The organism is Proteiniphilum sp. LBM24028 (assembly GCF_056629195.1).
The window spans coordinates 2,229,092-2,242,244 of the sequence record NZ_CM152817.1; the positions used below are offsets into that span (position 1 = coordinate 2,229,092).

General features: G+C 34.5%; 10 protein-coding genes. 8 read left to right on the forward strand and 2 right to left on the reverse strand.

Annotated elements, in window-relative coordinates; all coding sequences use genetic code 11:
• Positions 1-849 precede the first annotated feature (849 nt).
• From AC1HCU_RS08805 to AC1HCU_RS08825, 5 genes are all read left to right on the forward strand, one after another.
• Positions 850-1,011 (forward strand): hypothetical protein, encoded by a 162-nt coding sequence (locus AC1HCU_RS08805; protein ID WP_418893139.1) that lies wholly within the window; start codon positions 850-852, stop codon positions 1,009-1,011.
• A 150-nt stretch (positions 1,012-1,161) separates the two neighbouring features.
• Positions 1,162-2,970, forward strand: a complete 1,809-nt coding sequence (locus tag AC1HCU_RS08810; protein WP_418893138.1) for a RiPP maturation radical SAM C-methyltransferase — start codon at positions 1,162-1,164, stop codon at positions 2,968-2,970.
• Positions 2,957-3,832, forward strand: a complete 876-nt coding sequence (locus tag AC1HCU_RS08815) for a radical SAM protein (protein WP_418893137.1) — start codon at positions 2,957-2,959, stop codon at positions 3,830-3,832. Before AC1HCU_RS08810 ends, AC1HCU_RS08815 begins: the two co-directional genes overlap by 14 nt.
• Before the next feature lie 10 nt (positions 3,833-3,842).
• On the forward strand, positions 3,843-4,370 hold the full coding sequence (locus AC1HCU_RS08820; protein WP_418893136.1) for a GNAT family N-acetyltransferase: 528 nt from the start codon (positions 3,843-3,845) through the stop codon (positions 4,368-4,370).
• A 260-nt stretch (positions 4,371-4,630) separates the two neighbouring features.
• Positions 4,631-5,104: a DUF4372 domain-containing protein gene (locus AC1HCU_RS08825; protein ID WP_238867482.1), complete on the forward strand. Its 474-nt coding sequence runs from the start codon at positions 4,631-4,633 to the stop codon at positions 5,102-5,104.
• Between the two features lie 198 nt (positions 5,105-5,302).
• Here the strand turns inward: AC1HCU_RS08825 and AC1HCU_RS08830 are convergent, their stop codons facing one another.
• On the reverse strand, positions 5,303-6,352 hold the full coding sequence (locus tag AC1HCU_RS08830) for a transposase (protein ID WP_480365275.1): 1,050 nt from the start codon (positions 6,350-6,352) through the stop codon (positions 5,303-5,305).
• Positions 6,353-6,357: 5 nt separating this feature from the next.
• Positions 6,358-6,639 (reverse strand): hypothetical protein, encoded by a 282-nt coding sequence (locus tag AC1HCU_RS08835; RefSeq protein ID WP_339116909.1) that lies wholly within the window; start codon positions 6,637-6,639, stop codon positions 6,358-6,360.
• 66 nt (positions 6,640-6,705) lie between these two features.
• Here AC1HCU_RS08835 and AC1HCU_RS08840 point away from each other — a divergent pair, with 66 nt between their 5' ends.
• The 3 genes from AC1HCU_RS08840 to AC1HCU_RS08850 all read left to right on the forward strand — a co-directional run bounded on the left by AC1HCU_RS08840 (position 6,706) and on the right by AC1HCU_RS08850 (position 12,967).
• Positions 6,706-7,248: an IS4 family transposase gene (locus AC1HCU_RS08840; protein ID WP_480365278.1), complete on the forward strand. Its 543-nt coding sequence runs from the start codon at positions 6,706-6,708 to the stop codon at positions 7,246-7,248.
• A gap of 64 nt (positions 7,249-7,312) precedes the next feature.
• On the forward strand, positions 7,313-9,628 hold the full coding sequence (locus AC1HCU_RS08845; protein WP_480365280.1) for a carboxypeptidase-like regulatory domain-containing protein: 2,316 nt from the start codon (positions 7,313-7,315) through the stop codon (positions 9,626-9,628).
• A gap of 978 nt (positions 9,629-10,606) precedes the next feature.
• Positions 10,607-12,967, forward strand: a complete 2,361-nt coding sequence (locus AC1HCU_RS08850) for an outer membrane beta-barrel protein (protein ID WP_238867485.1) — start codon at positions 10,607-10,609, stop codon at positions 12,965-12,967.
• Positions 12,968-13,153 lie beyond the last annotated feature (186 nt).

A 13,153-nucleotide genomic window follows, 5' to 3' on the forward strand; every position in this document is an offset into this window, starting at 1 on the left:
TATATTTATGTGTCTGTTTTTTTTACCTATACTTTATCCTTCTTGTACAATAATCTTTTTATAAAATAAGTTACTTTGTATTTGGTAAGTATAAAAATGTTTACTTATTTTGCAAAAACAAATAAAATTTAAAAAGCACCTTATTTACATGAGATGGAGATAATAGAAATATACTGACATTTAGCTTAAAACACAAAATCAACAATACAAAAAAATCAAACCCAGAGAATCAAATAAAAGAGAATTGAACAGATCATAAGAAAACATTTTAGGTTCAAACCCTAAAAATAATAAAAAAGCCTCTCTTGCCCGGAAAGCGAAACAACTAAAATGAGAGCATTAACCCCGAAGTATCACTAAACGAACAAGAAAAGGCAATGCAGAAATAATAAAAACACGGTAATTTCAACTATCCATCAGATTGGAAAAACGAATATTGCCGGAAGTCGCCGAAAATGAAAAGAATAGCAAGTAGCTTGGCACAGTAATTTCCTGCTGAGGATATGATATGGACATAAATTTTAATCGGAGGTTTCTTACTGTTCTTACGGTTAAAAGAGATTCGTAGCCATAGCTTGTCTATGAACATTATATTCTTTTCAATATTACACGAAAAAGGTACAAAGGCTTCAAATTTTAACTCTGGGAAACCCGTTAAAGAGAGTGTGTTGATTCGGAGTTTTTTTAAACTTTATAATATTTCATCTTGTACTACTTTTTGTATAGTGCAGGATTTATTGAAGAATTCTTTAATGAATTATTTTGTATAAACTCTACTATACTTACATTTAAAAGCGGATGCCGAAAAGCTTATATAATAGAGTAGGCTAAAGTACTAATATTTTATTTATGAATCAGTTGAAAAAAAAAGATGTCAACTTAGCTATCTTGGTTGATCAATTTGAAAAAAATGAATTATCATTCGAAGAAATGATGGAATTGTGCGGCGGAACTGACGTCAATGGTAAAGGAATTGAGCCAGAAGATCCAGAGCCTGTCCCCGTTATTTGATATTATAATCAAATAATAGAAACTTATGGAGCTAGCTTAAAAAATGATAATCAGTTTTGGACTTTCATATAAATAAGCAGGTTAGATTTGATAATTCATTTTTCGAGTTAGCTCTTATTTTTAATTTATTCTTTATCGCAACATAGCAAAGTGCAAAAAGATTCAATCAATGTGGTTATTGTAGTTCCACCGTGGACGATACTTGACACGCCTAATTTAGGTGCACATCTATTACAAGCATCGGTTCAAGATTTAAATTGTAAAGTTTATGTCTTTTATTCGGATCAATTACTTGCTAATAAAATAGGATTAAAACAATATAAATATATTTCTGAAGATTTGCTATCTCAATACGAGCTTATACAAGAACGATTATTTGTTAAAGCGGCATATCCAGATTTGCCATTTTTGGGTCGAAGAGTCACATCAAATGGTATTGATTATAAAACGCCACGTTCTGAATTTGATCCAGAAATAAATTGGAGTAGTTTCTATTGTTTGGAAAAGAGTATAGATGAATGGGTTTGTGAAACAGCTGCGACTCTCGCTTCATCTGAATTTCAATTAATAGGATTCACGATTTCACATCAGCAAACAAATGCCTCTATTGCTCTAATTGATAAGATTAAAGAGTTGAATTCCAAAAAAATAATTGTTGTTGGTGGATCCAATTGTGATGGAAAAATGGCAAATGGCATTTTATCATTATCTAACAATATTGACTTTATTTTTACAGGAAAATCAGATATATCTTTCAAGAATTTTATAAATGATTATTCGAAAGGATTTTTGCCACAACAAAAAATAATTCATTCAAAAACTATTAATAATCTTGACGATCTTCCAACTCCACTTTATGATGATTATTTTTTTCAAATTAAAGAAAATAAATTAGAACTCAAACACTGGATAAATATCGAATCAAGTCGAGGGTGTTGGTGGGGATGGAAAAATCAGTGTAAATTTTGTGGTGTCAATGGAAGTCATAATATTTATAAATCTAAAACGGCAGAAAGAATTTATAAGGATATAGTCTTTTATAATGAGGAATATCAGGTAAGGAATTTTAGAATGGTAGATACATTGATGCCTAGAAAGTTTTTTAAATCGTTGATTCCTAAATTGTCTGGATTAGGAATCAATATTTTTTACGAACAGAGAGCAGATGTGAGTTTTGAGCAGATGAGTCTTCTCAAAAAAGCAGGTGTAAATTCAATTCAAATTGGAATTGAATCTTTATGTTCATCTCATTTAGCTCTGATAAACAAAGGTGTAAGTGTAGCTAATAATATCAATAGTTTAAGATATTCATCAATCTTAAATATATATAACGGGTGGAATCTCCTTTATAATATTCCAAATGAAGATGAAATAGGTTGGAAAAAAACGCTAGATGTGTTACCTTTTATAAAACACCTGCCTCCACCTTCTTACTTCCGACCTGTTGAAATAGCAAGGTTCAGTCCATATCATGAAATGCCAGAATTATATAATATAAAGAATTTAAAATATTTTGATGTATATGATGATATTTATCCTCATAATGTTGATATAGAGTCTTTAGCATGGCTTTTTGAGGGTGAATATCCAACAGTAAAGCAAATAAATCCAGACCTTATAGAAAGTATTGGTAAATTTGTAAAAGATTGGATTTTATCTTGGCAAAGCAAAGAAAAAAGGAGTAGACTGGTAATTTTAGAGAAAGATGGTGAATTTATTTTAGTCGACACAAGAGGATTGGATAAAACAAAAAAAATCCAAATAATTGATCGAGACCAGGTGTCGGTTGCACTTATTGGGCCAGAGAGCAGGGTGTTTCCAAAATATGCTGAATGGGCTAAAGATAATAAACTTGTTATCGACATTGATGGAACTCTTGTCGCATTAACGATAACTAATCCAATTCTTTATCAGAATATACTTCATGAATATAAATTTGATAATTATGAGCGAAATTAATATTGGTGTTAATTTAACAAGGAGGTGTAACATGAAATGTTCCTTTTGTTATTATAGTACTTTGGAATTTTCAAAAGATAGTAAGAGTGATGATTTTACTAGTAAGTTTGATTTATCCATTGATGTTTTTAAATCTAAGATAAAAGAATTTCATTTCATAGATAGATTATTTTTAACTGGAGGAGAACCTCTTATATATCCTCATTTAAAAGAATTAATATGTGATATGAGAGACCGAACTAGATATATATATGTTTGTACAAATGCTACACTTGTCAATGATAACTGGTGTGATTTTTTCAAAAGGAACAATATTACTCTGGTAATAAGTGTGAAAGATAACTCAACCAGCACTTATAATAAGATAAATTACATACATAATCTTGGGGTTAATATTGAATTATATCATGTCTTAACAAAATCCAGCTTATGTATAATTAAAGAACTCCCTAGTAGATATCCGTGGGTAAAAAAAGTACGTTTATTATTTGAGACATCATCCGATCCTTTCAAAGAAATCATAAAACCCCTTGAATGGTTTACTTTACTACGCCTAGCTTCCTATTATCTAAAACCAATTATCAATACAGTAGAAGCGGAGATTGGATTCTTACCTAAAAGTCACCCCATAACTCAAAATAACGATAAAGGAGCCGTAAACAGGATTATAATTGATTATGATGGAAAAGGGTATACTTGTCCTTTAATCGTTGAGAAAGATGATGGTGTAGATGATATGCTTAAAATAAAAAAGTGTGAAATAAATAAATGTCCAGTAATAAAAAAAGATTTTAAGCATAATAATTACGAGCAGATATGTCCATTTATAATTGTCAAACTGGAGTCATTGTTTTCTAATTAATAATATCATAATGGAAAATTTATTACTAAGGAATCTTACTGTTAATGACGCTCAAAATTACTTATCTTTTGCTCAGAGTATAATTAATGAAGAAATTTTTTCTATAACTTCTATAGATGATTTTAAATATACTGTAGAGGAAGAAAAAGAATGGATTGAGTCAGTATTAAAAAATAAAAATAATATCTGTTTAATTGCAGAGTATCAAAACAAAATCATTGGAAATATTAATATTCTTCAATACAAAGAAAAAAAATTAGCCCATGTCGCTGATTTAACAATCAATATTGATAAGAAATTTAGAAATAAGGGGATTGGTAAATCAATGTTTGAGGCGGCTTTCCTTAGAGTAAAAGATAATAATAATATAAAAAAAATAACACTCCAAGTTTTCGAAAATAATTATAGAGCAATACACCTGTATGAATTAAATGGATTCAAAAAAGAGGGATTATTGATTAATCAAATATGCATCAATAATCACTTTTTCAATTTAGTTTTAATGGGAATAAATATAAATTCTGAAACATTTTCGTAGAATAAAATTATACAAGAATAGATAATGGTTATCTCAAATAATAAAAATCACGTCATATAGGTGTTTTTAGCTGTCTAATAATTAGTTTGAAGTCTAGCAAATTACCAATCTGTGATGAGTTTTTATTTTCTGGAATTAGTAGCTTTGCGTCGATTTTTAGTATTCGTATATAATGTATTGATATATAAAAATATATAAGCGTTCTTTGATTTTTTGATTTGAATTGACACCCTCGTAATTTTGCATTAAAATGTAAAATTATGAATAAAGGAAGATATCTTTTCTCTCAGGTACTGGATTTCATAGATAAGTATGAATTCAACAAGTGCGTTAAACGCTACTTTGGCAATTACCATGTCAGAGGGTTTGACTGTTGGAATCAGTTCCTGTATCTGTTTTTTGGACAATTGACTTCGCTCGGTTCTCTTCAAAGCATTTGTCTTTGCTTGAAAGCCCACAAGAGAAAGCTGTATCATTTAGGCATAAAAATATCAGTCAATACATCTTCGTTGTCGAGAGCTAACGAGAAACGGGATTGGCGTATTTTCGCCGACTTTGGTAATTATCTGATAAACATCGTGCGTCCGCTTTATACGGATTATCCCATTGCTAACGTAGATATAGACAACGAAATATTTGCTTTGGACTCTACCTCCATATCCTGCAGCATCAATCTTCTGACTTGGGCAGAAGGAAAATATTCGCGTGGAGCAGTAGATGCATACGCTGCTTGATTTACGAGGGAACATTCCGAGTTTTATCCACATCTCAGATGGAAAGTATCATGACAGCAATGTACTTGACATTATGGACTTTCAAAACGGGATCATCTATTTGATGGACTGTATTAGCCCGTAATAACCGAGCACATTAATTGTATTTAATCTTTTTTATTACTTTTGTATCGGACAAGCTGATCCGATGGTAATATATTATACCGAAGGATTTATAGAAGGGGTGTTACTGTAAGTAATTGCCCCTTTTACCATTGCCTGATGGGCTGTTTCATTTCTTCGTGGCATTGAGCCACTAGAAATGAGGACAAGCTGAACCTCAGGATCCTTATTGCCCGATGGTATGTCATCATTTTCTTTTCGCTGGCTTTCCGCATACTTTTCCCTGTATTCTACAGGAGAACAGTAATCCAGTCTATGAAATATCCAATCCGCGTTGTAGTTATCAATAAAATGATTGATAACGCTATAAGCTTCCTCGAAGGAAGAAAATGTTTCTGTTTGCAGCACCTGTTCTTCCAGGGTGCGGTGAAACCGCTCTATTATCCCGTTGCATTGCGGTGACCGTACAAACGCTTTGGACATCTCCAATCCCAGGAATTTCATTTCATTCATAAAATCAGCAGAGTCATACTGCGAGCCATGGTCGCTTCTTAATTGCAACTTCATTCCTTTACACACATCCTTACCTACCGAACCGAAAGTCTTCCGTACAGCGGCCCTAACAGGCTCAATGGCGGCAAAACGGTTGCCTTTCCTTGCAATATGCCATGAGATAATCTCATCGTTAAAATGATCGATCACACCAAAGAACCAATGCCAGCCTGACCCTTCAATCCAGAACCTCTTCCCGTCAGTGGCCCACATTACATTGGGTGCATCCGTGATTATAGTACCATCATGTTCGCGCTTATTCGTCTTCCCGGGCCTTCTGTAGGGGCTCAGCAGGTTGTTTTCCCGCATGATGCGGTTCACACGTGCCTTGCCGGCTACCAGAGCGTTTATCTTCCTTTTACCCATGCGGTTTTTCACTTTCAGATAACCTTCAGCGTTGAATGTACTCTTCTTAATTTCTTCCTTAATCTCCTGTAAAACCTCTTCATCGCTATGCTTGGGTTTTCTGCCCCGTTTCCCTGTTTTGGGAGTAGGGTTTTCATACCAGGTGCTGCTGCTGTAGCCGACTACCTTGAATATCAAACGCTTCGGATATGGTTTCCCGGTTAATGGATAATGTTCCTCTATCAGCATGGAGATTATTTCCTTTTTAGTTTTGCTGCCAATTCGTTCTTTTTTTTTGTGAGTTCAAGCTCCATCTGCAGTTGCCCGATCTTACGCTCGGCAGCACCCAGCTTCGAATCGTCGGGTTTACGTTTGAACCCGTCGGTACCACTCTCGATAAATTGATCCCGCCAAAGGTTGATATCAGCCAGAGTAACTCCGTATTCACGGCTGATCAGCTCCGGATCCTCTCCACGCAACAAGGATAAAACTATTTCAGCCTTGATTTTCGATGTAAAATTTTTCCTCTTTTCCATAGCAGTTGTAAAAATAACTTTTATTTTTTACTGCTCGGTTTATTTGAGGGCTAATATATCTATTTGATGGACAAGGCTTATGTGGATTTTGAAGCATTGATGCGCATCAATAATGCAGGAGCTTTCTTTGTTACTAGAGCCAAGTCATCCATAAAATACAATGTTGTAGAACAAAACCACAACATAGATGAAACTACCGGATTGAGGGCAGACAAGAATATCGTTCTAACCGTACTGAAATCAAAAAAACTTTATCCCGAAAAACTGCGATTAGTTGAGTTTTATGACAACAAGAACGACGAACTGCTTGTTTTTCTTACAAAGAACTTTGAAGTATCATCTCTTGAAGTGGCTTATCTGTATCAAAACAGGTGGCAGATTGAAGTTTTTTTCAAATGGATAAAGCAAAATCTGATTATAAAGAAGTTTTGGGGGCATACTCCAAATGCCGTAAAGATACATTTATGGTCAGCCATCTGTACATGTACAATAGTGGCCTACATCAAGCATTCTTTTGACAAAACACCAATGGCTGAGTTACTCACAGATTCTCAATCCAGTCAAAATGTCAAAGAGCTACAATATGAGTTATTTCTAAATAATTCTTAATTATTAACGCAACAGCAGTAGCAGAAAATTATAAATTTGTCCAAAAATATTGAAAAGAATGTATATGAATAAGACATCTATTATCGCGTTCATATTAATATTTTATCACATAAATTTGAACGCACAACAAATTACAATAAAAGGAAAAGTAATTGATTTTGACTCCAAAAAACCAGTCGAATACGCAACTATTATATTACAAACTGATGATTCCTTATTTATTAAAGGAACCACATCGGGTTTAAATGGGGATTTTATTTTAAATAATTTAGGCGAAAACAATTATCGTATTGTTGTTCATTCTGTTGGTTATGACACATTGAGCATAGACTTATTCAATGTTTTTAAAGCAATAGATTTGGGTTCGTTGATGATAAATCAGAAAACGACTTTGCTTTCTGAAGTTATTGTGCAGTCTTCATCAGTGATTGAAGGATCTTATCGAAAATTGTACTATCCAACTAAAGAACAAATAGTAAAAAGTATAAATGGATTACAATTGACTCAAAGACTTTTACTTCCTCAAATATTTGTCAATACTCAAACTGGACAGATTTTATATACTGGAGAAAAAAAACTCAAGATATTAATCAATGGAATTGAAGCACTCTCTCAGGAAGTCATAGGTATACAACCTGAAAATATAATAAGAATTGATTATTATGAGAATCCAGGAATGCGTTACGGAGAAGATATCGGCATTATTTTAGACTTCATAGTTAAGCAAAGAACAAACGGTGCATTTTTTTCTGCAAATATTCGTGAAACACTAACACACAATTTCACATACGGTCAATTGTCTGGAGGAATAAATTACGGCAAATCACAAATTAAGTTCTATTATTTTTTAAGTCACAATGATATCGAGACCTCTTCATTTAAACACCAAACATTTTTATTTCCATCTGGAAATACTATTTCCAGAAATGAATATGGAGAGAAGAATTGGTGGAAAGAAACAACAAAAATGCCAAATATATCATACTCTTATTATGGTAAGAAAAATACTTTCAATATGAAAACTAACTTTAATAGTTTATTCCAACCACATGATGATCATGAGGGGAAAATTTTAATCCCTGAGATTGACCGATTAACAAACTACAAGATACAGAATAAAGAACAAACTTTTCGCCCTTCCATTGATATTTATTTCACGCGACAAATATCAGACAACCATTTAATAGCTTTAAATGTAGTTGGAACATATAGTAAAAATACAGTCGATTATATATACAATGAAACAGATGAGGATGAGATAATATCAAATATTACAACATTAGTTGATGGAAAGCGTAGTTCCTTAATAGGCGAGATATTTTATGAAAGGAAATATGGTGAAAATTTACTCTCCGTGGGATTACGACATATACAAGGATATACAAAAAATAATTATTCTGGCACTTCAATCTTTAAAACTCAACTACACGACGCTTTTAGTTATGGATTTTTGCAATACAAAGGTAAAATAAAAAAATTAAATTATACAGGAAATATTGGGATACATCGATCATTCTTCAATCAGGAAGGAATAGCTAATATGTATAGTAGGTGGATGATATCACCTATGGTAAATATTAACTATATATTAAGTAACGTGCTTTCATTACGTTACTCATATCAATTAAAAAACATAAATCCATCATTATCTTATTTAAGTGAAGTGGAACGATTAAGAAATAGCTATCAATTAGACAAAGGAAATCCATTATTAAAATCTTATTTGATGCATCACAATGAATTAAGAATCAGTTTTAACCCGTCACCTCTAAGGAGTTCTTTAGTATTAAGTTCATCTTATTATAATAGTCCTATTATGGAGGAAACATCCTTCGATAATTATAGAGATATTTTCATAACTACCTACAATAACCAGAAAAAATTTCATCAATTGAGATTTCAATGCAATATAGGAGTGTCATTATTCAACAATCATATTAGTATAAACAGTTACGGTGGTTACAATAAGATAGTTTCTCAGGGACACAACTATGAGCACAGGCGAGATGAGTGGTTTTATTTGTTACAAACTATTGCAGATTATAAAAAGTTATCCCTCACAATAACAATGGTACACTTGCCACAACCATTTTGGGGAGAATCTGTATCGAAAGGATCTTCATATAATGAATATATACTAAGTTACCGTCTTCCCAAGATGCAATTAGGCATTATATCAACAAATCTATTTGGAGAAAAGAATAGAAAATATACCTATAACTTTAGTGCATTAACAAGATTTAAAAATATGCAAAACAATGTAAAAATGTTTCCAAGTTTTGGAATTTATGGTTCTATAAATTTAACTTGGGGAAAACAGAATAATGAGAAGAAACAAAAAATAAATAACTTAGACTCTGAGAACGGAATATTATTATAAACATCCTTCTTGCAAACTTAAAAACTTGATTTTAAAGTTCGGGAACCCGACGGCGACACCATAGAACCGTTACTCGAACAGATGGAAGAGAATAAGTTGAAACTACCCAAAGAACTTAATTTATGACCGTGTAAGCATTATCACCCCCGACAAGCCCAAGGTAAAAGACATCGCTTATCAAAAACGACATAAACATAACAAATGCAGAGCCAGAGCTGCTATTGATCCTATTTTCGGACATCTTAAAAAGGACTTCCGTATGGAACAGTATTACTTGTGGGCTGAAAAAGGCATACAAATCAACGCTTACTTGGCTACAGCGGCTTGAAACTTGAAGAAAATGATGGAAAGGTTGAAGGATGAATTTTTATATTTTATTTTCCGATGGCTTTTCTGACAAGATAAAATATATTTTTCAGCTTCATTTGAATTGATAAGGAACAACTATTAGGGTTTTATTCTTACAATTAAATCATTCAGTATTGCATTAGACATTTTTTGGGAAATCATTTAATCCAACAACTTTAACTCCCAATACCTATAGAGCAGAGGTGGAAAAAAGCATTAAAGACAAGATGACACATTGTAATTATATGATTGATAATTAACAATATTATAATCTATAAAAACTCTACAAAGCAAAGGCAGGCACAATATATTTATGTGTCTGTTTTTTTACCTATACTCTATCCTTTTTGTACAATAATCTTTTTATAAAATAAGTTACTTTGTGTTTGGTAAGTATAAAAATGTTTCCTTATTTTGTAAAAACAAATAAAATTTAAAAAGCACCTTATTTACATGAGATGGAGATAATAGGAATTGCAGACATTTAGCTTTAAATACAAAATCAATAAGTATCACTAAACAAATAAGAAAAGGCACTGAAAAGACTAATTTGCGTGATGACTCGTTAATTATGATGTCTGTTTTTATAGGTGTACTCATAAAAAAAATAAATATAAAAACCAGTTACATATGAAGTATTTCACATTATCCATTTTAGTGATGGCTGTCAACTTGAATTTATCCGCCCAAAGCATTCGTGGAAAGGTGGTTGATACACAAAACCAACCTGTTGAGTTTGCCAATGTTGCTCTTTACTCGTTGCCCGATACCGTGAATCTGACACACGGAGCAGTAACAGACAGCACCGGATTTTACCGGATTTTGGAAGATATTCCTGTCGGCGATTATCGGCTTCGTGCATCGTTTTTAGGATATAAAGCAGCAACTGTCAATTTTCGCCTCTCGGCGCAAAACAGTCCCATTGAGCTGAACTTCACACTCCAACTCGATGAAACGCTCTTAAACGAACTGGTGGTAGAGGGGCAACGTCCGGCGATGAAAGTGGAAGCCGGAAAACTTTCTTATCATATTCCTACGCTGCTGAGAAACAAACCGGTTACCAATGCTTACGATGCGCTGAAAGAAATCCCCGGCGTAATGGAGCAAAATGAACAAATAACCCTGATGGGAGCAAGCGGAATGACTATTTTGCTGAATGGGCGGAAAACATCGATGACTTATGCGCAACTGATGACGTTACTGCGTTCAACACCGCTTTCGCAGGTGGAAGATGTGGAAATTATGTATAGCGCTCCACCGCAATACAACATTCGCGGAGCAGCCATCAATGTGATATTGAAACAGCAAACAGGAGAAGACGACCGCCCCCTTTGGCAGGGCGAAGTGGCGGGGGAATATCGCCAACGAACACACGCGGGCGGAAACGGACGCGCAAATATAACGTATAGAGCGAAACGCGCATCCTTCGACGCGCTCTATTCTTATGGCAATTACCATACATTCAACAAAGAAGAACTCACGGCTGAACATACGATGAATAATACCGTGTACGCTATTGACCAACTCAGCGAAGGAACGAATACATATCAGGTTCACAACACACGCTTGGCATTTGATTACGTTTTTGATAATAAAGACAAGATGGATGTCTCTTACACGGGAATGTTTGATACATCAAGCTCAAACCGAACAGCAACAACCCATATTTCGGGAACGCCAACCGACACCAAAACAACTTCCGAAGGACCTTCGTCGATGCACAACATAAGAGCCGATTATACCTTTCATTTCAGACTAAATATCGGTGCGGATTATACGTTTTACAAAGATGACTCGGAGTATTTTATGCAAAATTCGGTGCTATCATCCTTGCCTGCTCAAGTTCTTACCTATAAGTCCAAACAAGAAATCCGGCGGAATAATTTCTATGCCAACCAATCGCACTCACTCCAAAACAAGTGGGGTGTCAACTATGGTTTGAGCTATTCGGGCGCGCAAAGCAAAAACCGTTCCAACGCCCTAATGGACAATGCCGAATTTGAAGAAGCATCCTTCGACACGCAACAACAGGAAGATATTTGGAATTTCTTTGCCGGTTTTTCCAAATCGTTTTCCGAACGGCTGTCGCTTGAAGCATCATTGGCATTGGAGTATTATAAATCGACAGAAACATCAAAAGGCATTACCCAAAAACTGTGGGACGATACGGCTTGGTTTCCCACTCTTAACGCGAGTTACAGACCATCGCTCAACCACACGTTTCAGTTGGCGGTATCGTCCGACAAAAGTTATCCGTCGTATTGGAGCTTGAATCCGAGTATCTATTATTTCAGTTCTTACGGTGTAACGTACGGCAATCCGCACCTTCGCCCGCAACGTAATTACAGCGTGGGATTGACCTATATCTTCAAGCGCAAATATGTGTTTCGTCCTTATATGAATTATATGCCCGATTATTTTGTGCAATTGCCGTATCAATCGCCCCACAAATTGGAGCAAATATTTATGGAACAAAACTACACATTCAGGCAAAACATCGGGTTGTTGGGAGTTGTACCGTTCAATATCGGGAAACGGATTTCTTCACGCGTTGTGGCCAACGTGATGTATTGGCACGAGAAAGACGATGAGTTTTTCGATATTTCGTTCGATCGTAAAACGGTGATGGGTGTGTTGCAAATGAACCACGACATTGCATTGTCGGCCAAACCCGATATAAAGATGAACGTTTCGGGATACGTTACCACACCATCGGGTATTCAGGGTATTTATGATTTGGGAGCATCGGGAAATCTGTCCGGTGCACTCACTTGGACTTTCGACAAAAACCGCGCGACACTCATTTTCAAAACTGACGACGTTCTCGGTACGCGCACGCCTGTAGCTTCCATCGATTATCAAGGACAGAAAAGCCAATTAAAGGCGTTTCGCGATACACGCACCTTTTCGCTTTCGTTGGTATATCGGTTCGGTGGATATGAAGAGAGCGATCGCAAAGAGGTGGATTCATCGCGGTTTGGAACAAATTGATTTTATGATGAATATTGATATAAAGTTTCCCTTGCCAGGAAATAATAATCAAGAGAATTATCTAAAGTTTCAATTAAATGACAAAATAGGCATAAGATAGAAGAAAAAACACGGAAAACTCTTTAGTAAATAAGTTTACCGGAAGTCTCCAGAAGTGAAGAGAGAAGTAGCGATATAGGAGGGACA